This window comes from Loigolactobacillus backii (assembly GCF_001663675.1).
GTDB classification, from domain to species: Bacteria; Bacillota; Bacilli; order Lactobacillales; family Lactobacillaceae; genus Loigolactobacillus; species Loigolactobacillus backii.
This window is the reverse complement of the sequence record NZ_CP014873.1, coordinates 2,634,606-2,656,543: the sequence shown is the minus strand read 5'-3', so window position 1 is coordinate 2,656,543 and position 21,938 is coordinate 2,634,606. Positions and strand designations below refer to the sequence as shown.

The 21,938-nt window shown below is 41.9% G+C and carries 19 protein-coding genes and 1 tRNA gene; 12 read left to right on the top strand and 8 right to left on the bottom strand.

Annotated elements, in window-relative coordinates; genetic code table 11:
- Positions 1 to 141: 141 nt before the first annotated feature.
- From AYR53_RS12235 to rlmD (AYR53_RS12220), 4 genes are all read left to right on the top strand, one after another.
- Positions 142 to 324 (top strand): hypothetical protein, encoded by a 183-nt coding sequence (locus tag AYR53_RS12235; RefSeq protein ID WP_068222411.1) that lies wholly within the window; start codon positions 142 to 144, stop codon positions 322 to 324.
- Positions 314 to 688, top strand: a complete 375-nt coding sequence (gene tnpB, locus AYR53_RS12230; RefSeq protein WP_068222408.1) for an IS66 family insertion sequence element accessory protein TnpB — start codon at positions 314 to 316, stop codon at positions 686 to 688. The genes AYR53_RS12235 and tnpB overlap by 11 nt, the downstream gene beginning before the upstream one ends.
- Positions 689 to 741: 53 nt before the next feature.
- The gene (tnpC, locus tag AYR53_RS12225) at positions 742 to 2,250 is read left to right on the top strand and encodes an IS66 family transposase (RefSeq protein WP_068222405.1); all 1,509 of its coding nucleotides are present in this window, start codon (positions 742 to 744) and stop codon (positions 2,248 to 2,250) included.
- A gap of 311 nt (positions 2,251 to 2,561) precedes the next feature.
- Positions 2,562 to 3,926 carry a 23S rRNA (uracil(1939)-C(5))-methyltransferase RlmD gene (gene rlmD, locus AYR53_RS12220; RefSeq protein WP_068225436.1) on the top strand — a complete coding sequence of 455 codons (1,365 nt, stop codon included), beginning with the start codon at positions 2,562 to 2,564 and terminating at the stop codon, positions 3,924 to 3,926.
- A 202-nt stretch (positions 3,927 to 4,128) separates the two neighbouring features.
- Here the strand turns inward: rlmD (AYR53_RS12220) and AYR53_RS12215 are convergent, their stop codons facing one another.
- Complete coding sequence (locus tag AYR53_RS12215) at positions 4,129 to 4,998, bottom strand: DegV family protein (protein WP_068280078.1); 870 nt, start codon at positions 4,996 to 4,998, stop codon at positions 4,129 to 4,131.
- Positions 4,999 to 5,344: 346 nt separating this feature from the next.
- Here AYR53_RS12215 and AYR53_RS12210 point away from each other — a divergent pair, with 346 nt between their 5' ends.
- The gene (locus AYR53_RS12210; RefSeq protein ID WP_068225434.1) at positions 5,345 to 6,652 is read left to right on the top strand and encodes an NCS2 family permease; all 1,308 of its coding nucleotides are present in this window, start codon (positions 5,345 to 5,347) and stop codon (positions 6,650 to 6,652) included.
- An 84-nt stretch (positions 6,653 to 6,736) separates the two neighbouring features.
- On the opposite strand, the gene AYR53_RS12205 is transcribed toward AYR53_RS12210, so the two are convergent.
- Complete coding sequence (locus tag AYR53_RS12205; RefSeq protein WP_068225433.1) at positions 6,737 to 8,059, bottom strand: APC family permease; 1,323 nt, start codon at positions 8,057 to 8,059, stop codon at positions 6,737 to 6,739.
- Positions 8,060 to 8,560: 501 nt separating this feature from the next.
- On the opposite strand from AYR53_RS12205, the gene AYR53_RS12200 reads away from it, so the two are divergent.
- Positions 8,561 to 9,310 carry a GH25 family lysozyme gene (locus AYR53_RS12200; protein ID WP_068225432.1) on the top strand — a complete coding sequence of 250 codons (750 nt, stop codon included), beginning with the start codon at positions 8,561 to 8,563 and terminating at the stop codon, positions 9,308 to 9,310.
- Between the two features lie 137 nt (positions 9,311 to 9,447).
- Here the strand turns inward: AYR53_RS12200 and AYR53_RS12195 are convergent, their stop codons facing one another.
- Complete coding sequence (locus tag AYR53_RS12195) at positions 9,448 to 9,834, bottom strand: DUF4828 domain-containing protein (protein ID WP_068225431.1); 387 nt, start codon at positions 9,832 to 9,834, stop codon at positions 9,448 to 9,450.
- A gap of 150 nt (positions 9,835 to 9,984) precedes the next feature.
- Here AYR53_RS12195 and AYR53_RS12190 point away from each other — a divergent pair, with 150 nt between their 5' ends.
- The 3 genes from AYR53_RS12190 (at position 9,985) to AYR53_RS12180 (ending at position 12,777) form a co-directional block, all read left to right on the top strand.
- The gene (locus tag AYR53_RS12190) at positions 9,985 to 10,980 is read left to right on the top strand and encodes a Gfo/Idh/MocA family protein (RefSeq protein WP_068225430.1); all 996 of its coding nucleotides are present in this window, start codon (positions 9,985 to 9,987) and stop codon (positions 10,978 to 10,980) included.
- An 8-nt stretch (positions 10,981 to 10,988) separates the two neighbouring features.
- Positions 10,989 to 12,254, top strand: coding sequence for a DEAD/DEAH box helicase (locus AYR53_RS12185; RefSeq protein ID WP_068280081.1), 1,266 nt, complete (start codon positions 10,989 to 10,991; stop codon positions 12,252 to 12,254).
- 109 nt (positions 12,255 to 12,363) lie between these two features.
- The gene (locus tag AYR53_RS12180) at positions 12,364 to 12,777 is read left to right on the top strand and encodes a DUF3284 domain-containing protein (RefSeq protein ID WP_068225428.1); all 414 of its coding nucleotides are present in this window, start codon (positions 12,364 to 12,366) and stop codon (positions 12,775 to 12,777) included.
- 213 nt (positions 12,778 to 12,990) lie between these two features.
- On the opposite strand, the gene AYR53_RS12175 is transcribed toward AYR53_RS12180, so the two are convergent.
- The 3 genes from AYR53_RS12175 to AYR53_RS12160 form a co-directional block, all read right to left on the bottom strand.
- Positions 12,991 to 13,064, bottom strand: a tRNA-Arg gene (locus AYR53_RS12175).
- A 414-nt stretch (positions 13,065 to 13,478) separates the two neighbouring features.
- Positions 13,479 to 14,411: a glycosyltransferase family 2 protein gene (locus tag AYR53_RS12165; RefSeq protein ID WP_068225426.1), complete on the bottom strand. Its 933-nt coding sequence runs from the start codon at positions 14,409 to 14,411 to the stop codon at positions 13,479 to 13,481.
- 187 nt (positions 14,412 to 14,598) lie between these two features.
- The gene (locus AYR53_RS12160; protein ID WP_068225425.1) at positions 14,599 to 15,048 is read right to left on the bottom strand and encodes a flavodoxin; all 450 of its coding nucleotides are present in this window, start codon (positions 15,046 to 15,048) and stop codon (positions 14,599 to 14,601) included.
- Between the two features lie 557 nt (positions 15,049 to 15,605).
- Between AYR53_RS12160 and AYR53_RS12155 the strand changes: the two genes are divergently transcribed.
- Together AYR53_RS12155 and galU are read left to right on the top strand one after the other, a co-directional pair.
- Entirely contained in the window at positions 15,606 to 16,511 is a 906-nt protein-coding gene (locus AYR53_RS12155) for a YihY/virulence factor BrkB family protein (RefSeq protein ID WP_225359759.1), read from the top strand.
- Positions 16,512 to 16,587: 76 nt separating this feature from the next.
- Positions 16,588 to 17,475, top strand: a complete 888-nt coding sequence (galU, locus tag AYR53_RS12150; protein WP_068225424.1) for a UTP--glucose-1-phosphate uridylyltransferase GalU — start codon at positions 16,588 to 16,590, stop codon at positions 17,473 to 17,475.
- A gap of 115 nt (positions 17,476 to 17,590) precedes the next feature.
- Here galU and AYR53_RS12145 read toward each other — a convergent pair whose 3' ends face one another.
- Together AYR53_RS12145 and rlmD (AYR53_RS12140) are read right to left on the bottom strand one after the other, a co-directional pair.
- Positions 17,591 to 18,958: an aldehyde dehydrogenase family protein gene (locus AYR53_RS12145; protein WP_068225423.1), complete on the bottom strand. Its 1,368-nt coding sequence runs from the start codon at positions 18,956 to 18,958 to the stop codon at positions 17,591 to 17,593.
- A gap of 290 nt (positions 18,959 to 19,248) precedes the next feature.
- The gene (gene rlmD / locus AYR53_RS12140) at positions 19,249 to 20,652 is read right to left on the bottom strand and encodes a 23S rRNA (uracil(1939)-C(5))-methyltransferase RlmD (RefSeq protein WP_068225422.1); all 1,404 of its coding nucleotides are present in this window, start codon (positions 20,650 to 20,652) and stop codon (positions 19,249 to 19,251) included.
- A gap of 457 nt (positions 20,653 to 21,109) precedes the next feature.
- On the opposite strand from rlmD (AYR53_RS12140), the gene recX reads away from it, so the two are divergent.
- On the top strand, positions 21,110 to 21,913 hold the full coding sequence (recX, locus tag AYR53_RS12135; RefSeq protein WP_225359758.1) for a recombination regulator RecX: 804 nt from the start codon (positions 21,110 to 21,112) through the stop codon (positions 21,911 to 21,913).
- Positions 21,914 to 21,938: the final 25 nt, after the last annotated feature.

The following is a 21,938-nucleotide window of genomic DNA, read 5'->3' as shown; positions in this document are numbered from 1 at the left end:
CCAGCTGGCTTTTTTAATTTACTTTTTTATAGTGAAGGGTAGTAGTTGAAGGTATGTAAGCAGTAAATAACTGACCGACTTCAAAAATAATTTAATTCAAGTTATGATTGCCTCATCAAATAATTGGTGAGGTGATTTTTATTGGATAAACCGGATATTGTTCAAATTAAAATGGATCATTCTGGTTCTCAATCGCGATCTACTATGGCAACAAAAGCCCTGCAAATTAGAGTTGATGCTAATAAATCGGTCGTAGTTTACAATCGAATTAACAACTATATTTTAGAGGCAGTTTTAAAGGCGGTGTTCGCTGGTGATAATTGATCAACGACAGATTCAACAGGTCTTTTTAGTTTGTGGAAAAACCGATTTACGTCGGGGAATCGATGGTTTAGCTGGTGTTATCCAAGATCAATTTGATTTAGATCCATACAATCGCGCCTTATATTTATTCTGTGGAACCAGAAAAGACCGTTTTAAGGCCTTATTTTGGGACGGTGATGGTTTTTTATTACTTTATAAGCGGATCGAAAACGGTCGACTTCAATGGCCGACTGATCAGAATGCACTCCGTAAATTAAATTCTAAACAGTTGACACGATTACTCAGTGGTTGGTCATTAGACGCGACAATTCATCAAACATGTCCGCCTGGACATGAAAGAAGAAAAAATAACTATCCAAATTAGTGTAAGACATGGTAAACTCAATTCAACAAATACGGATTGAGTGGATAAAGCTAATGACACCCGAAGAAGAAATTATAGCGCTACGTAAGCAAGTCGCGGAACTAACTGAAATGGTTGCCTACTTGACTAAAAAAATTTACGGTCAAAAATCAGAACAAATTGATCCTAACCAACTGTCACTACTAGAAGGTAATGACGGTGTTTTTATCACGCCAGAGCAACCTGGCCAACAAAGCGACGCAGATCAAGTACCGGCAAAGAAAAAGCGCAAAAAGACACGGCAAGAAACTCTAAGTCGTGATTTACCAGTAAGAGAAACTGTTATTGATCTACCAACGCAACAATGTGCCTATGGGCACGAGTTGACACCGGTTGGGAAAAAGTTTGTTCGTGAAGAGGTGCATTTCATTCCGGCCAAACTTTATCGAGAACATATTTATACGCAAACCTATAAGTGTTCTGAATGTGAGCTTGAAGCTGGCAGCGCTCATTTGGTGCAAGCCCAAACGCCAGTCGCTTTAATTCCGCATAGTCTCGCCTCGGCTTCGTTAGTCGCGGAGATCATTCATAAAAAGTTTCTATTGGCAACACCACTATACCGACAGTTAGCAGATTGGCAGCGCTTGGGTATTGCGTTATCAGAGGCAACAATCTCAAACTGGATTATCAAAACGAGTCAGTTGGTCGAACCAATTTATAATTTATTACAGCAGCGACTCAGCAACCAACGTTATTTACAGGGTGACGAAACACCGATGCAGGTGTTACGTGAGCCTGGTAAAACAGCAGCCGCTAAATCATATATGTGGGTGGCTAGAACAGTAAAACAAAGTCCGCAGCAAATCATTTTTTATGCTTATGGCAGTACGCGTTCAGGAACCTTTGCGCAAAAGTTATATCGGAACTTTACCGGCATCCTGCAGTGTGATGGCTATACCGGCTATAATCTGTTAGAAAATAGTGTTACGCGTATCGGTTGTTGGGCGCATGTGCGCCGTAAGTTTTACGATGCCACCCAAGCTAATGGTAAGCCAATTAGCAGTGTTCCCTTAGCGCTAATTGACGAGATGTTTGCCTTGGAGCGTCAATGGCAACATTTTTCGCCCCGGGTACGTCGTCGAAGACGCCGTAGTAAAGTGCGTAAATTATTGAAGCGATTCTGGCAGTGGATCGATTCGGCCGACGTATTACCTAAATCACGTTTGGGTAAAGCCGTCACTTACGCGATCGATCAACGATCTACACTAGAGCGGCTAGTCAACGTTGGTATCATGGACTGGAGTAATAATGCGGCGGAGCGCAATATGAAGAGCCTGGTGATTGGTCGAAAGAACTGGCTCTTCAGTACCAGCCAAGCAGGCGCAAGATCAACGGCTATTTGGTTAACTTTAGTGGAAAGTGCTAAAGCTAACGGGCTTGATCCGCGAGGCTATATCACCTATTTATTAAAAACAATGCCCCAACACCCTAGTTTCACCGATTTGGCCCAGCTAGAGGGTTATTTACCATGGAATTATTCTGGGGCAAGACATCAAGATAGAAATAAAGCGTCAAATGAATAGAAGCCAGAAATAGTGGCGTAATGTAAAAGACAAACCGATTTCTCAATTTCGAGAAGCCGGTTTGCCTTTTTTAAACGGTCGATTATTTACTGCTTACGAAGGTATTGCTGGTGGGATAAGCATAGTGTGTTTAAAGATGTAAATTTATTAGTCGGTCTGGCCAGTCAGTCTCAATGGCGAGATAAAATTTAGACAGCTTTTAGACACGGCGATTGATATTCTTAGAATGGTGGTACTTTTTCTGAAATATGGTATGATTAATCGCAGTATGAAACAAATTCGTAGATAAGGTTTTAAGAATAGGAGATTTTATGAAAACAACGGCACCAGTTGAAAAAAATCAAGAACTAACAGTTGATATTGAAGATTTAACTTATGAAGGAATGGGTGTTGCCAAGGTTGATGGCTACCCCTTGTTTGTTGCGGATACTTTACCAGGAGAAAAGGTCAAGCTTGTTGTGACTAAAACAGGCAAGAATTTTGGCTTTGCTCGTGCATTAGAGTTGCTCACAACAAGTCCTGATCGAGTTGACTTGAAAGATAAAACGTACATGCAAACTGGGATTGCACCATTAGGCCATTTAAGCTATGAAGGTCAGTTGAAGTTCAAACAACACCAAATTGCTGAGGTCTTCCAAAAGAGTCATTTAGATATTCCAGTATTACCAACGATTGGTATGGAGAAGCCTTACGCTTACCGGAATAAGGCGCAAGTGCCAGTACGGATGCTTTACGGTGAAATTCAGACTGGCTTTTACCGCAAAGGCAGTCATAATTTAGTGCCAATGGAGGACTATTATATTCAGGATCCAGCCATTGATAAAGCTATTGTGATTATTCGTGACTTATTGCGCCAATATAACGTTGCGCCGTACAATGAATCCCAACAAAAAGGGGTTATGCGTAATATCATGATTCGCCGTGGTCATTTTAGCCACGAAATGATGGTTATTTTGATCACACGTACAAGAGATGTTCCGCATTTGAACGAATTAATTGCGGGTATTTTAAATAAAATACCTGAAGTTGTTAGTATTATGCAAAGTGTTAATCCTAAGAATACGAACGTTGTGCTTGGCCGGACGGTTAAAAAATTATACGGCAAGTCTTTCATTCGCGATCAAATTCTCGGCTTAAACTTCGATATTTCGGCATTATCGTTCTACCAAGTTAACCCAGTTCAGACTGAACGTTTGTACACACGTGCCATTGAGCAGGCGGGCTTAACCGGTAAGGAAGTTGTTATCGATGCATATTCAGGTATCGGAACGATGTCGCTTGCAATGGCGCAACACGCAAAGTACGTTTACGGCGTTGAAGTTGTTGTTCCAGCAGTAGCCGATGCAAAGCGAAACGCTAAATTAAATGGTATCCATAACGTGAAATTTGAAGCTGGCAAGGCTGAAGAAGTGATGCAACAGTGGAAGGCTGACGGATTAGAAGCTGACGTTTTGATGGTTGATCCACCACGCAAAGGTTTGGCCAAATCATTTGTCGATGCAGTTGGCCAAATGAAGCCAAAACGAGTGGTTTACGTTAGCTGTAACCCAGCAACCTTGGCCCGAGATTTGAGCTTGCTGCAAGAATTTGGTTATCACGCAAAAGAAACCCAACCAGTCGATATGTTCCCCCAAACGCAACACATCGAGAGTGTAACAATGTTGAGTTTGGATTAAGTTTTAAAAATTAAAATTTTAGACACATAAAAAGCTTACCGTAATCGGTAAGCTTTTTACTTTGCCCGGCTAAGGCGGTTGACATGACTACAGCTAATTCAATAACCACCGTGCGGTTATTGGATTAGCCTACGTTCCGCAGTAAACCTAAAATCGACTTTTGGCCCACCCCCAGCTAAAGGGCTGTCCTTTTCACATTAGTCTAATTGCGTTTCGTGACACCTAGTGAGAAAACCGCGACACAACCTAGTCCAGTATGGCTAGTAATGGTTGGCCCAATATGTTCAAGTAGAATTTGTGCATTGGGAACACTGGCCATTAATTGGTCACGGACTAGCTTTGCGGCATCTGGTGCATCACTAGTGGCGATAATAATTCTAGGATTTTCGTGATTGGCGAGTGTCGCAAGTGTATTAGCGGCCAATGTCTCTAGTGACCGCCGACGTGAGCGGGCCTTTTTAACGACGCGCAAATGGCCGACAGTATCTACGTCCATCACTGGTTTAATATGTAGCAGTGAGCCAACCGTGGCTGAGGTACGTGATACACGACCGCCATGGTAGAGGTAGTTAAGATCGTCAACGGTGAACCACTGGCGATAACGCAGGGCATTAGTGGTTAACCAATTAGCAAGTTCGTCAATTGGCGTCCCAGCATCCCGTTTGTCAATGGCGTCAAGCAACATTAGTCCTTCGCCACAACAGGCGGCCAATGAATCAACCAGGTAAATTTGCGCGTCGGGATAATCATTAAGTAACATCTTTTTGGCCTGTAAGGCGCTATTATAAGTGCCACTTAGTCCAGAAGAGAAACCTAGGTATAAAATTGGCATTTTAGCTTCAACGTAAGGCTTAAAAAAGGCCACAAACTGACCAACGTTAATTTGCGTAGTTGACGGCATGATGCCTTTATCAATTTGTTGATAGAAATGTTTTAAATCAAAGTGGTGCTCTAAGTCGTCTTTAAAATCTTCCCCGTTTATGTCAACCTGCATCGATACAAAATCGACGTGATTGTCGGCAAGCACTTGGTAGGGTAGATCAACGGCTGAATCGGTTAATAGCTGATACATGATGTACTCCTTTAGTTCGCATTTATCTACCTTATTTTACGCTCATTTTTTACAAAGGCAATCCTTAAGCCTCGATGAATTTTATTAGAGTGCGCTACACAGGTGTTTAGCAATTTCAGGAGTGTTTGGAAAGTTACTTAGATGATAACTGGACGAAAGATTCTGTCGTTTTTGGTGAATTTAAATGTTTAATTTGGTATTGGGGAGGTGATTTGCCATGGCAAGATTAATCTAGCAAAGATTGCATTTAAATGCCGAAGGACTATTTACATTCAAATTTACCTATTATATGATTTAAACTGTTGTTTTGAACGGATTTTATTATATGGAGAGTAGGGATGGCCAGGTGACAGGCATTAAAAAATATTTTCAGCTGGATGAGTTAAATACGACGGTTCAACGGGAAATTTTAGCAGGTTTTACAACATTTATTTCAATGGCATATATTTTATTCGTTAATCCAAGTGTTTTAGGTGCCGCGGGTATGAATAAAGGGGCCGTTTTTACAGCAACGGCCCTGGCGAGTGCGCTGGGATGTATCTTGATGGGTGTTTTGGCAAAATATCCAATTGCGACGGCGCCAGCATTAGGAATCAACGCCTTCTTTGCTTATTCAGTTGTCATCGGTATGAAAATACCGTGGCAAACTGCTTTGGCAGGTGTATTTGTCGCTTCATTAATTTTTATGTTGATTACTGTTTTTAAATTACGTGAAATAATTATCGATGCCATTCCCAGCGATTTAAAGTACGCAATTTCAAGCGGGATTGGTTTATTCATTGCCTTTTTAGGCTTAAGTAATGGCGGATTAATCGTGGCAAATAAATCAACGCTGGTTGGTTTAGGTTCATTTAGCGGGACAACTTGGCTGACGGTTTTTGGTCTAATTGTTACGGCAGTATTGTTAGTTAGAAACGTCCCTGGTGGTATTTTTATTGGCATGGCCCTGACGGCAATTTTGGGCTTGGCAACGGGCTTAATTGCGGCGCCAACTCATTGGATTGCTGGTGCGCCTAGTTTGGCACCAACGTTTGGTGTTGGGGTAACGCACATTGGTGATATCAATACAGTGCAACTGTGGGTCGTTGTCCTAACTTTCTTGTTAGTAACTTTTTTTGATACGGCAGGAACTTTAGTTGGTTTAGCCCAGCAAGCAGGTTTTATGAAGGATAACAAAATGCCACGTGTTGGTAAAGCGTTAATGTCCGATTCAACCGCCATGCTAGCCGGATCAGTGTTAGGAACTTCACCAGTTGGTGCTTATGTTGAATCATCTGCCGGGATTGCGGTTGGTGGCCGTTCTGGCCTAACCGCTGTCGTCACTGGTGTTATGTTTATTTTGGGACTATTCTTTTCGCCATTATTGGCCGTGGTCACCGATCAAGTAACAGCCCCGGCTTTAATTATGGTTGGCGTGATGATGGCGCAATCCTTGAAGCATATTTCCTGGGAAAAAATGGAAATTGCGATTCCAGCCTTTTTAATTGTGATTGGCATGCCACTAACCTACAGTATCTCTGATGGGATTGCCTTAGGTGTGATCGTTTACCCAATCACAATGATTGCGGCCAAACGCGGTAAGGAAGTTCACCCAATAATGTACCTTCTATTCTTCGTTTTCCTTGGCTTTATGTGGATTTTAAATCTGGAGTAGCCAGAAGAATGATTATGACTTAAAATTACAAAGGTCCCGCTAGTTATTTAGGCAAAAGCTAATAACTAGCGGGACCTTTGTAATTTATATTTCAGTGCTGTGTGCACGGTGCCAGTAGTAAACGGGCAAACCAAGTAATGTGATACTGATACCAATAACGGCCAAAAGTGGTTTTGTCAGTAAGGTTTCAATTAAGATAAAAAGACCACCAAGTAACGCAACTAGCGGTACGATTGGATAGAAAGGAACTTTATATGGTCGGGCTAGTTTAGGATCACGGTGGCGGAGAATAAACACAGCGATAAAAATCATTGTACTAAAGATCCAAATGACAAAAACTAGCATGTCGGTTAATAAGTCGAAACTACCGACCAACATCATAATAATGGCAATCGCCAGTTCAAATAATCCGGCAACGTAGGGCACTTTTGTTTTAGATAGCCGTTTTAGCTGTTTGCTGAAAGGCAGCTGATTTTCATAGGCCAACGCAAAAGGAACACGCATCCCGGTCATTGTATAGCCGTTAATGGCCCCGTAAACTGAAATCAGAATGCCTAAAGTAACAAGTTTACCACCAAAATTACCAAAGATCCTAATGGCGGCGTCCGCAGCCGTATTTAAATTACCGGCAATTTGGGCAACTGGTAATGTACGCAGGAAGACTGCATTGATTAATACGTAGATTAGCGTAATTAATGCCAGACCTAAAATGATGGCCCGGGGTAAATCACGCTGGGGATTTTTTAATTCACCGGCAACCGTACCAACATTTAGCCAACCATCGTAGGCAAACATAGTTGCCAGTAAACCGCTACTTAATGCGGCCGCAAAAGAAGTATGGCCACCACTTGTTAGTGGAATGAGGCTAAAGTGAACTGGATTTTTGGCCAAAAATCCAAATAGGACAATCAAGGCAATTGGAATTAATTTAAAAATAAGCGTTACAACCTGTAATGCACCGCCGAAGCGAGCCCCTAAAAGATTAACCAGGGTGAGACTCGTTCCGCATAAGATTGCGATTGGGATTAGCCAAAAGTGGTCAATGGCGAACAGATTAAGCAATTGGGTGCTAAAGATAATCGAGAGCGCAGCAACGTTTGCCGGAAAATATATCAACATTTGCGCCCAGCCGAGCAAAAAGGCCCAGGGTTTTCCGTAAGTATATTCAATATACTTAACGGCCCCACCAGTTTGTGGCAAAGCAGTTGCCAATTCGGCCACGGTTAGGCCAGCACAGATCGTGATGATTCCCCCTAGGAGCCAAACAAACAGCGTTAGGTTAGCAGATTTTGTTGCGCTGACAACACTAGCGGCCTTGAAAAACACACCGCCGCCAATAACTGTCCCCATGACCGTTGCTAGCGCTGGAAAAAGGCCGATGTCACGTTTTAAACCGTTCTTATCCATGGTGAAACTCCTTATAATTAGAATGAAAAAAGCCGAATAAAAGCATTATAACACGGTCACTAAAGTGTGTCGTAAAAGGTGTTCGGGTTTTGGTATTTTTAGGTCCGATTGAGTTTAAAAAGTATTTGCGTGACTAATTTAGGGGAAACGTGTTTGAAAAAGCAGCTTCCTGCGGTTGCCACGTTTCAACTTGGCGCTTTTCGCCACAGTTGAATGGACAACGTATGTAGCATCAAGATTATTAACGTTTTTGGTTGCGATTCGGACTTCGGTTTATCTTAGTCCGATCGACATCGTCAGTAATCCTCAGAAGCTGACTGCTTTTTCTGGCACTCTCAAAATAAACGTGGTTGAAAAAGCAGATTATTACGTATAGCTACGCTAGTCGAACGATCCGCTGCGCGTCTCTTTTCGCCTAGCTAGGCTATACTCCATAATCTAACCGCCTTTTCAACCACTCTCTAAATCGTGTTAAACTAGAAAAATAAGGAGCGATGTTAAATGTTGAGTAGACGGCTAAAGCGAAAAAAGCAGTGGCGCCAGCGACTAATCATGTTGACATTACTGCTTTGTTTAATTGGGGTTATTGGCGGTTTTGGTTACCATAAATTCCATGCGGGTACGCGGCCAAATATAAAATCATTTCCAGTATTGGGTTTGCGCGTTAGCCAAGATGATGGCTTTTTGGATTTTCAAAATTTGCAAAAGGCCGGTGTTAATTTTGTTTATTTACGGGCAAGTCAGGGGAAAAGCTATAGTGATGACAACTTTTCAACCAATTATTGGCGGGCAGTTGGCACAAATATGGCCATTGGTGTTTATCAGGACTATAGCTTTACCAGTAGTCCTAAGGCTCAATACCGGCAATTTAGCCAAACTGTCGGCCAACAAAGTGGTAATCTACCTATCATGATCAACGTTACTTACTACGGAAACTACCAAAAAGAGCCGCCGACAAGTTCGCGGCAAATTACGCATTTGCGTGAGTTTGTAAATTTATTACGCACAAATTATCATCGTTCAGTTGTTCTTTTAGGCAATCAGCAAGTGGCGACAACTTTACTTAAGCGTTTAAAATTACCGTATGCGTTGGCCAGTCAACGGTTACCTAAAGATCAGCATAATTTGGTCTTTTGGGAATATAGTGAAGCTGGGAAACTGAAGGTTGCCGGCCAGAATCAGAGATATACAACTTTAGTCTATTTGCATAAACAGGCGCGCTGGCAACAATTTATTTCGGTAGGTCAATGATTGCTAGGGTGTTTAACCTAGTTATAAACGATAAAAAAGCTTCAGAATATTCAGTCAGATTAACTGAAAAATTCTGGAGCTTTTTATCTGTGTTTTAATTTATTTTACAAATAACTTTCTACATTAAGCAGTCAAAGCTAAATTCCTTTTGTGACATCTTTTTTAAGATGTGCAATTGGATAAGTTCGTTGGTCTGCTTCATCAAAGATGGTTGCCGGTTGTTGTTCATCGGCAGTAATTAGCAGTTCATAGCCATATTGATCCAAAAAAAGTAATTGTTTTGCCGTTAATTTTATAATTTTACCAGCCAAAGGTTTACCATCAATTTTAATTGTTAGGTGGGATGATACTTGAAAGGTGTGGTGCCGCTTTTGTTGTTCATCATAGAAAGTCCACGTGCCAATGTAAAATGAGGTTAGGTTGGCCTGTTTTACTGGTGGCGTTTTGGTGGGACGGCGGGTTAAGTAAGTTGTTAATTGCTTAATAAAACCAACGCCACCAGTTGCCCATTTTTTTAATCTCATGACTGCACACCTTTCAATCTCTCTTAGACACATCATAGCACGAAATCTCTTTAAACAGTACGTCAATCGCTTTTTTTATGGGACTGGGTTAAAATAGAGAGAGTGAAAAGCTGATGTTAAAAACTTTATTGAATTGAGAGGATGATTGACATGTTAAAACTTGGCATAATTGGGACAAATTGGATTACAGAACAGTTCATTCAGGCTGCTCTAAGTACCAAGAAGTATCAACTAACCAGTGTCTATTCGCGAACTGAAGAAAAAGCACAGCAAGTAGCAACCAAGTACGAGGCTGGCGAAGTTTTCACTTCCTTGGCGGATTTCTTTGCTCAAGGTAGTTTTGACGTTGTCTACATTGCTTCACCAAATAGTTTACATTTTGAACAAGCAAAGGCCGCCTTGGAAGCTGGTAAGAACGTTATTGTGGAAAAGCCGGCGTTCTCCAATCCAACCGAAATGGCGACAATTACTGCCTTATTAGCCAAAAAGCCGCAGTTGTTCTTATTTGAGGGTGCCCGTCACGTTTATGAACCTAATTTTCAAATTACCAAACAGGCCATTCAAACGCTGGATCAGGTCCAGGGAGCGACGTTAGTTTATATGAAATATTCTTCCCGTTACGATCAGGTTTTGGCCGGTAAGACGCCAAATATTTTTTCACCTAAATTCTCTGGTGGTTCGCTGCAGGATTTAGGCGTGTACGTTGTTTATGATGCTGTTTCCTGGTTTGGTGTACCAGATGACGTTCATTACTTTGCTAACCTTTTGCCAACGGGAGTTGACGGTAGGGGAACAGCCATCTTAACCTATCCTGGTTTTAACGTGACGTTAATCTTTGGTAAAAATGCTACTTCTTATTTGCCATCAGAAATTTATGGACTACATGAAACGCTGGTACTGGCTCCTAATGCTGCTGATTTAGCGCAGGTAACTCGTTATCAGCCGGATGGTAAAACAGTTGAGTTAGGCGAACCGGCCGATGAAAATCCGATGACACATGAGGCCGAGGCTTTTTACTCAATGATGACGACGCAGGATCATCAGATGGCCAATTCAGCCTTAAAAACAAGTCAAGCAGTTAATCAAGTGTTATTTAAATTAAGACAGTCAGCAGGAATTGAATTTGCCGCTGATCAAGGGAATTGAGGAAAATCATGCCAAGTGAAAGATTTACGGAACCATGGCAAGCATTAGGTTTAGGTGAATTAACGGCAATTCAAAAGGCAGTTTATGAACCGTTAAAAAAAGATGTCTCTATTTTGGGCCTGGCGCCAACTGGCTCAGGTAAGACGTTAGCCTTTGCGTTACCTCTATTAGAAAAATTATTACCGGGCCAAGGAATTCAGCTTTTAATCTTAGCGCCGTCACAGGAACTGGTTATGCAGGAAAAAGCGGCGATTCAGCCGTTTGCTAAGGCAGTCGGCTTAACAATTCAAGCAGTTGCCGGTGGAGCCAACATTAAACGCCAAATTGAGCGGTTGAAGAAAAAGCCTGAAGTTCTAGTGGCCGCTGAAGGACGTTTGTTGGAGTTAATCGATCAACGGAAGGTGAAACTGCATACCTTACAAACGATCGTTATTGACGAGGCCGATCAACAATTAGTACCGGACAAGCTAGAAAAGACGCGGGATATTGTTCGGCGTGCACCTGGGGAAACACAGTTGGCTTTCTTTTCGGCAACGAAGACCCCCATTTTGGATGAATTACCAAAGTGGTTTGGCTTGCCGATTCAGACGATTGACGTGCGCGAGATTGATGACAGTGCTGGTAAAGTGCTGCATTATTTACTGGAAACGCCAATTCGTAAGCGAACAGATATGTTACGGCGTTTAAGTCGGTTAGACGATTTCTACGGGCTTGTCTTCTTTGCAACTTTAGCCGAAATGGCGAATGCCGCGGAAGTTTTAGGCCACCAGCACGTTTCTTTCGCTGTTTTAAATGGCCAAATGCGACAAGTTGAACGTGAAAGGGCACTGGCTGATTTTCGGCAACGCAAGGTTAAACTGTTGTTAACAACCGACGTTGCTGCCCGTGGACTGGATATTGCGGCCTTACCAGCAGTTGTTAATTTTGATTTGCCACGTGAATTAGATATTTATATTCACCGAGTGGGTCGAACGGGGCGCATGGGACACGATGGCTTAGTGATTAACTTAGGAAATAAGCGTGATTTTCGCGATTTGAAACAAGTTGTTCGGGATAAGTATCAGCTGATGCCCGTTTATTTAACCCGGCAGACGTTAACGACTGATCCAACTGAGGTTCCTGTAGTAGAAAAGCCTAAGCAGCGACCGACGAGTAAGCATAAGCGGACACCAAAATTAGAACCAAAAACGATGGAAAAGCCAAAGAAAAAGCACCGTAAACGTGATCAGCGTAATAAAGGTAAACACAAGTCTAATAAAAAGGTTGATCAATAAAGCTCTTACATGACGCATACTAAAATATTTCATTTGAGATTAGAGAAGCGTATACTTTAAGGTAGAAATATGATTCTCGATAGTAAGCAAGCTTATGGGGGTGATAACTTTGAGAATCGAACAATTATTGAATATTCCGGCGGCTTTTTTATACAGTAAAATTATTGATGCTGAGCTTTTTGAAATTAAGGCACAGACAGGTGAAGCGTTATCCGTTAGTCAGTTACAAGGTTTCATTTACGATAAGCAGCTGGATCCTGAAACTAAGGCGCGAGTTCGGATTACTAAAAATATTCTTAATCAAAGTTATCACTACGAGATGACGACTAAGCATAATAAGCGTAAAGTAAGTTATGACTTAACGACAATTAATGCGGACCAGAGTCGAGTGGTGTATCAAGAACAGAATATCTCCCTTGGTCTATGGCAACAATTAGTGGATGTCACTAGAGAAACTTTCTTAGGGGCACTAAAACGACGTAACTTTAGGAAAATGTTTTTACAGATTGAAAAATCATACTAAAAAGTGGGAGTGGGCTAAAAGTCGGTTTTGGGTTTACTGCGTAATGTAGGCTAATCTAATAACCGTACTATGATTATTGAATTAGTTGTAGTTAAGCACGTGAACCCAGACTTTTGGCGCACGTTCTAGAGTAACGATCGGAAATAGAGTAAGAGGCCAGGACAAAAGTCCTGGCCTCTTACTCTATTTGAGTTATTCAATAAATTTGCGTAATGACCCCAACTGGAATCGAACCGGTGACCTATCGCTTAGGAGGCGATCGCTCTATCCTGCTGAGCTATGGGGCCGAATGAATTAATTTTCTCACGCTTTTAAATAGTTGTAAAGGACTGATTTAAGCGCAAATAAAAATTGCGGGTGGTTTTGACGTAGCCAAATAAAGTAGCCCAGACTAAGTGCAAAAATTAAAATAATGCAAATTAGCGTCAAAATGATCTTCCAATTGATACTGTTATGATTGGCAAGAACCAGACTAGTGCCAAATACACTAAGCAACAAGCTAATACTTATAATAATTAGTAAAATAAAATACATTTTTATCAACCTACCAGAGGGTACCTAAAAGTATTTAGATTCGCGAGCTTTATTCACTGAAATTACTTTAAAAATTAGTGCGTCCATTTAATTATAAAAAAACGTATTCGGAAAAAAGTAAACCGCTTATTATCGAAAAGGCGGCGGGCAATTCTGCCGGAGTACGTTTATTTTTTTTCTTTAATAATGTAAATTGGGCGATTTTTAACTTCTAGATAAATGTTGCCAATATATTTACCGACAATACCCAAACAGAGTAGCTGTAGGCCACCAACCATAATCATAATTGAGACGATTGAAGCCCAGCCAGCCACGGAGTCACCAAAGACCAATTGCCGAATAACGATGAAAAATAAGGCGATGATCGCGATAATGAATGAGAAAAAACCGACAAATGAGGCGATGGATAAAGGTAGTTCTGAAAAGGCCACAATGCCATCTAGTGAATACTTAAATAATTTCCCAAAGGACCAAGAAGTCTTTCCAGCGATTCGATCGTGATTTTCGTAAGGTAAGTATTTAGTGTTAAAACCCACCCAACTAAAAATTCCTTTAGAGAAGCGGCGGTATTCCTTCATCGCTAAAATAGCGTCGACAACTTGGCGCGTCATTAGTCGAAAATCCCGAACGCCATTTAAAATTGGTGTGTTGGAAATGTGATTAATTAGCCGGTAAAAAAGATTTGAGAAAAAGGATCGAATTGGTGGTTCACCCTTGCGATCAGTTCGCTTCGTGCCGACGATATCATAATGTTCATCCTGAATGCCGGCAAGCATCGTTGGTAGTAATTCGGGTGGATCCTGTAAGTCAGCGTCCATCACCGCAACATAATCACCAGTTGCGGCTTGCAAACCAGCGTACAGTGCGGATTCTTTACCAAAATTACGGGAAAAGGAAATATAGTGGACGTGTTCTGGATCATTTTGCTGTAGTTGTTTTAATTTGTCTAGCGTGCTGTCACGGGAGCCATCATTGATAAACCAATATTCCAACGATAGGCCGCGCAGCTGAGTTTTGATTTTTTCCGTAGCTGGGTAAAATAGTGGAAGGGTTTGTTCTTCGTTAAAGCAGGGAACAATTAAAGATAGTTTACCAGGCATATTCTGCCACGCCTCCTTAAAAATAATCGCTAACAAAAAGCCGATCTAGTCTGTGTTAAGCTTAACACAAGTAATCTCCAGACCGACTTTCTAATGAATTTTTTCAAACACGTTTACACTAAATTAGTCAGGTAAATACTAGTAAAGCTATTTTCTAAACTAGCCCCACCCAATTTTAGGTCAGTGCTTAATTATTAGCGGCCTTTTCAACCAAACTTTTAGCGAAGGCCTCAAGGTGCTCAATATCGTCTTCTTCGGCTTCTAAATCGACTTTAACGGTTTCTGCACCCTTAGTGGCGCCGGATTTTTGAAACGCAGCGTCAAAATCATCTACGGATTTGCCAAAATCATCGTAGAAGGTATCTCCTGAACCGCAGACACCATATATTTTGTTGGCTAGGTCTTCTTCTTCAAGATCCTCAAAGAAGTCGACGGCCTCATCGGGTAATTCACCATCGCCGTAAGTATAAGTCGCAACGATGCAGATATCGACGTCCTCAAAGTCCTCGGCATCAGCCTGGGAGATTTCGCTAACATCAACGTCAACGTCAAGGTTTTCTAACGCTTCTGAAACAATATCGGCAATTTCTTCATTGTTGCCGGTCATACTTGCATATACGATTTTTGCGCTTGCCATTTTCTTCGCTCCTTTAATGATCCAGCCTTGATTATAACAAAGTTCTGGTGGATTGAAAATAACCGTCTTCGTTACACGTCAGCATAAATCTTAAAAGAGTACGTCTTATTTTTGTGGAGATAATCCGATTTACTTGGCCTACCATTCATGGGTAAAACTCATGGGTAAAACTGGTTAACAAAAAGTGCAGGTCCTAACTTTGGTTGGTTCAAGTTCACAAATTGATTTTTTTCGGTATAATGTAATAGTTTAGCCGATTTGTTGAATCCAAAAAATGTTCTGCGCCAGGAGTGGGATCAAAGCCGGTTTTGGGCCGCGCTTCGGACTTCAGTTTATTTTAGTCCGATCGACATCGTCAGTAATGCTCGGAGCCTGGCCGCTTTTCCAAACAAGGCACGTGAACCAGACTTTTGGTGCACATTCTAGAGTAATATTCGGAAACAATAAGTGGCTAGGAATTTTTTGTCCCCCCGCGGGTGCCGTATTTTTTAACCCGTTTTACATTACAGTGGGCTAGTAAAAATAATTAAAAAACATATTGGAAAGGAGCGGAAATAGTGGCAAAAAAAATAAAGAAGTCAGAGCAGTCGACTTTTCGACGTTTTATCTCAATTTTTATTGACCGCTTCACTCACGCCGGGATTAATGATGGCGCCGTAGTTATCGCCTATTGGGAATTGTTGTCATTATTTCCGCTACTAATTTTTTTAGGCAATTTGATGCCACTACTACACATTAACGGCCAAAATATTTCCCGGTACGCTGAGGCGGCCATTCCCAGCACATTATACCAACATTTGTGGCCATTAATGCATTCCTTCGTCAAACGTGGAAGTGGTGGTCTATTATCAATTGGTGTCGTTGGGACGTTATGGGCGGCCAGTCGTGGCGTTAACGCGCTAAAACGAATGATGGATCGGACCTATGGTGTACTTGAGGGCCAGAATTTTCTCATTATCCGGTTAATGGCGTTAGTAATGACGTTATTTTTAATGTTGGCCTTGGTGGTTTTAATCTTTATTTTTAGCTTTGGGCAGGAAGTGTTGACCTACCTAGCACCACGATTAGATTGGCCGGTTCAGCTAATTGATGCGTTTAAAACGTTTAAGTTGCCGGTTACCTTTACGGTTGTTTTTGTCATGCTAACCTTGATTTATTTTATTTTACCTAACGTCCATTTACGTTTACGCAGTGTTTTACCGGGGGCCTTGATCGCAACGGCAGGCTGGTTAGGTTTGGCGCAATTATTTTCACTGTACGTTCGTTATTTTGCCCATGCTGTACTTGATTACGGAACTTTAGGCCTGTTTGTCGTCTTGATGCTTTGGTTAGACTTTGCGGCCTGGATTTCAATGTTTGGTGCAGTGATAAACGTTGTTGTTGAGCAAACTCTTTATGGTGAGGTTCGAAAATCCAGCCGCATACAGGATCTAATTAGCCGGCAGCGTGCGGGTAAATCATAACAAAATACTATCATTTGTTTTGTGATAAGTTATACTTAAAGAGAGTTATTAAAAAGAACAAAGGAGAAATTTTTCTATGAAAGTGCGAAAAGCAATTATTCCGGCAGCAGGATTAGGAACACGGCTACTGCCAGCAACGAAGGCAATGGCGAAGGAAATGCTACCAATTGTTGATGTTCCAACCATTCAATTTTTAGTTGAAGAGGCCAAAGCAGCCGGTATTGAAGATATGTTGATTATTACTGGCAAGGGGAAACGACCAATTGAGGACCACTTTGATTCAGTTCCTGAACTAGAGATGGTTTTGAAAAATCGGCACAAAGATAAGTTGTTAAAATTAGTTGAGAGTACGACTAATATGGGAATTCGCTTATTCTTTATTCGCCAGTCTTATCCTAAGGGCTTAGGTGATGCCGTGTCACTAGCCAAAGACTTTGTCGCTAACGAACCTTTTGTTGTCATGCTAGGCGATGATATTACTCAGGCCAAGGTACCACTAACCAAACAGTTGATGAACGATTACGAGGAGACGCACGCTTCGACACTGGCCGTTATGAAGGTCCCACATGAAGAAGTTTCTAAGTACGGCGTTATTAAGCCATCTTCTGAAACGAAGCCCGGTCTGTTTAACGTTGAGAGCTTTGTTGAAAAGCCAACACCACAACAGGCACCTAGTGATCTTGCCATTATTGGCCGCTACTTGTTTACCCCAGAAATTTTTGATAGTTTGGCAACCCAAAAACCAGATGCTGGTGGCGAAATTCAGTTAACTGATGCCATTGATCATATGAACAAAACGCAGCGTGTTTTTGCACGACAGTTTACGGGCAAACGTTACGATACTGGGAATAAGTTCGGCTATTTAACGACAAACATCGAGTTTGGTCTACAACATCCAGAGTTACGGGATGAATTACGTGATTACATCATTAACCTAGGTCATCAATTAGAAGGTAAAAAATAAATAAAATGGACCAAGAACTTTTGTAATTTAACTCCGAGTTAGCTTAATTTAACGGAATTAAATTCAAAAATTCTTGGTCCTTTTTTAGTGTTTATTTGTCGCTAGAAAGAGTTTTTTAGTACAAAATCAATTTAGCATTAACAAATTCGCGAATACCAAAGTCGCTAAGCTCCCGGCCGTAGCCTGATTGTTTAACACCACCAAACGGAAAATCCGGGTAAGAATTAAGCGGTTGGTTAAGCGCAATTTGGCCGGTTTCAATTTGACTAGCCAAACGTTTTGCCCGTTCTAAATCAGCAGAATAAATGGCGCCACCTAAACCAAAATTTGAATTATTGGCAAGTTTAATCACTTCGGCATCATCGTTGGCCTGGTAAACTTGCGCAACTGGGCCAAAAAATTCTTGATCAAAAAGGGGATTTCCAGGTTGAATTCCGGCAAAGATTAGCGGACTAAATTGTGCCCCGGGACCTTCAATTGGCGTTGGATCACCCCAAAGTAATTTAGCACCGCCAGCAATGGCATCTTGCACCTGTTTCTGCAACTTCTGTTGGGCCTTTTTTGACGATAGTGGGGCCAAGGTCGTTTCTGCCGCAAGGGGATCGCCTAATTTTTGTTGGGCAAAAGCAGTACTTAGGCCGGCAATAAAATCAGCGTAGTGATTACTCTGAACAATAAAACGTTTGGCGGCAGTACAAACTTGCCCGGCATTTTTCAGACGTGCAGTTACGGCACCTTTGATGGCAGCTTCCAGATCAGCATCATCGAGAACGATGAAAACATCAGTGCCGCCTAGTTCCATCGTTGATTTTTTGAGATATTTACCAGCCTGCGCGGCAACTTGATTACCGGCGCCGGCTGAGCCAGTTAGTGCAACTCCTTGGATACGATGATCGGCGATAATTTGCTCAACTTGATCATGATCGACAAAAAGGTTGGTAAAAGCGCCTGCCGGAATGCCGGCCTTTTCAACTGCATTGGCAAAGGCCATTGCACATTCAGGCACAATACTGGCGTGCTTGAGAATAACTGGATTACCAATGATGAAGTTCGGAGCAAAAACACGCATGACCTGAGTGTAGGGGAAATTCCACGGTTCAACGGTCATGATGGCGCCAATCGAGTTAAACTCCACGTAGGCAGTTTTATCTGGAACATCGTTATAGGAAATATTTTGTAAAGCCTCGGCACCGTGTTTAACGTAGTATTCCGCAAAAGCGGCGTTCTTTTCTACTTCGCCTTGTGCTTCGCTAAAAAGTTTACCCATATTGGTTGTCAGGGGTTTTGCGTACTGATCAATATTTTGCCGAAATTCAGTTGCTAATTTCTGTAATTGGTGCGCCCGCTCATCGTAAGATTGGGTTTTGGCAGCATGATAGTATTGATCCGCTGTTGCTAAAGCGTGTTCGACGTCTTGCTTAGTTGCTGACGGGAACTCTTTGATTAATTCACCGTTATAAGGGTTAATTGCTTTATAGGCCATAAATTAGTCGCGCTCCTTTACTGTTAGTAGCTTTATTGTGGCGGAATTAGGCGTTGGATTCAATCTTTACGCTGCCAAATAAAAGAGGAGTGCGAAAAAGTCGGTTTTGGGTTTACGGCGTAACGTAAGCTAATTCAATAACCGGACTATGGTTGTTGAATTAGCAGTAGTTAGACACGTGAACCCAGACTTTTGGCGCACGTTCTAGAGCAATGTTCGGAAATAAGAAGAGGCTAGGACTTTTGTCCCAGCCTCGTTTCGACTATATACTTTAGAAAAACACTTATTCTTTAACGGTATAATTGACGCTTACTAAATTTGACGACCGCTTCGACCCGCGCTGTTTGGGGAAACATGTCAATTGACTGAATATAATCAACGCGGTAGTCCTTCACAAGGCTCACAAGATCCCGGGCAAGGGTTGAAGGGTTACAACTGATGTAAACAAATTTTTCTGGCCGACTGTCAAGAATGGCCTGGCGTAGTTGGTTATCTAGGCCAGTTCGTGGTGGATCCACAATTAAGGCATCGGGTTCGAAACCTTCACGCAACCACTGAGGAAGTAGCTCCTCAGCCTTACCGACTTCATAGTGAGCATTGGTGACTTGGTTGAGTTCAGCATTTTCTTTGGCGTCAGCGATAGCTTCAGGAATTGTATCCATCCCGCGAACTTCACTGGCCGTGTCGGCCAAAGAGATCCCTAGCGTGCCAACGCCACAGTAGGCGTCGATTAAAGTTTCGTGTTGGGATAAATTAAGTGCCTGTTCTGCTAACTGATAAAGTTTTTCCGTTTGTTTGGGATTTAATTGGAAGAAAGCCCGGGCAGATAGTTTAAAAGTATAGCCGTTAATCGTTTCGGTTAAATACGTATCACCAGCTAAGTGGCGCGTTTCTTCGCCCCAAATTAAACTAGTTTCGCCTGGATTAATATTTTGCATAACGGACGTCACTTCAGGTAGGTCGGCCGCAATTGCTGTTAACAAGGCGTGCTTTTTAGGCAATTTAGGTGTGTTAGTGATCAGGGTGACCTGTAAGTGGCCAGTTGTGATTGATTCACGAATGGCAATTGTTTTGATGATGCCTGATTTGGCGGTTTCATCATAAACTGGGATTGCCAATTGCTCAATTAAGTTAACTAGGTAACGCATTGTTGTCATAATTGCTGGTCGTTGGGTGCTGAAGGTCGGTAAATCAACTAAATCATGACTATTTTTCCGGTATAACCCAGCGGCAACGTGACCATTAAGTTGCCGAACTTGAAACTGGGCCTTATTGCGGTATTCGTAGGGATCATCCATGCCAATCGTTGGCCGAACATCGTAATTTTTATAACCCTGCGGTCTAAATTTTTCTAAGGCTTGCTGAATAACGTCGGCCTTAAATTTGAGTTGTTCAGGATAGGCAAGGTGTTCTAGTTCGATCCCACCAACGTCACCGTATTGTTCGTCTCTTGGTGTAACCCGGGCCGGACTTTGTTGCCGAATTTTGTGGATCTTAGCTGTAATAAAGTGTGGCGCTGTTGCAACGACCTCGGCAACAACAACTTCGTCAGGAAGTGCACCCTGCACAAAAACAACGGTGTGCTTGTAGTAACCAATTCCTTCACCATTAATGCCTAAACGCTTAATTGTTAAGGGAAAACGTTGTCCGATTTCAATATTACTAGTGCCATGTTCGTAGTTTGAATTAGCCATCAATTTGCCTCGCTTAAATTTATTTGTTTTCAAGAGTGTTTGAAAAAGTGGTTAGATTCTACTCCGCAATTGAGAATTACTGCTGGCTTCGCTGACGCTGGCGATCGGACTAAGTTGAACCGAAGTTCGAATCGCAATCTAGACCACTAATAATCTTGCTGCTTCATTCGTTGACCATTCAACTACTACTTCGCAATTACGGTGAGTTATTTGTAAAAAGCGCAAATAACTCATGCTGCTTCGAATGTTGTCTATTCTTGTGGCAAAAGCTAAGGAACACAGTTATAAAATCCGTAACTGCCCGCGACTAAGTTCATCACGGTTACCACAGGAATCTGCTTTTCCAAACACTCAATAAGTATAACATAGCCGAATATGGGCCAGGCGAACGTACATTTGCATTACGCGGAATAACTTAGGTATAATGTAATTAGCTATAACGAAAGAGGGGGACACAATGGCGCTGCCAGTAATTACTATGATTGAGGCACAACGGCGTAAAGGGCGGTACAACGTTTACCTAGATGAGCAGTACGCCTTTCCAGTTAGTGAATCAGTCCTTGTTGAGTACCGTTTGTTTAAGGGAATGGAAGTTCCCAAAAAATTACAGCAAACGTTGATGGCCGCCGATAGTGTGTCCAAGGCTTACCAATTGGCGTTAACGTATTTGAGCCGTCAGCTACGTTCCGAGATGGAAGTTCGACTTTATCTAAAAAAACACGAAATACCCGTCAGCGCGCGACAGCAGATTATTACTAAGTTGCAGGAACTGAATTTAGTTAATGATCAAGATTACGCCGAAAGTTACGTGCGGACAGTCATGTTAACAAGTGACAAGGGACCAACTGTGATTACCCAAAAGTTGAAGGAAAAGGGAATTAAGGAAAATTTAATTGAAGACGCGTTAGTGCTTTACCAGACGGATGATTTGGTTGCTAACGGACTTAAGGCCGCACAAAAATTGGCAAAACATTACCAGAAGCTCAGTTTTAGCCAGCAAAAACAAAAAGTTCGTTTAGGCTTAATGCAAAAGGGGTTTTCTGGCGAAAGCCTTGATCAGATTTTGCTACAATTAGATTTAGAACCTGATCCAGAACGTGAATGGCAGGCCTTAGTGCAGCAAGGTGAGAAAGTAATGCGGCAAACTGCGCGCTTAGAGGCTAATAAAAGACGCCAAAAAATTAAGCAGCGCTTGTACCAAAAGGGATTTCATTTGGATGAAATTAATCGCTTTTTAGATGAACAACTAACAAACGAGTAAGTGACTTTCAGGAAACTTTCACTAA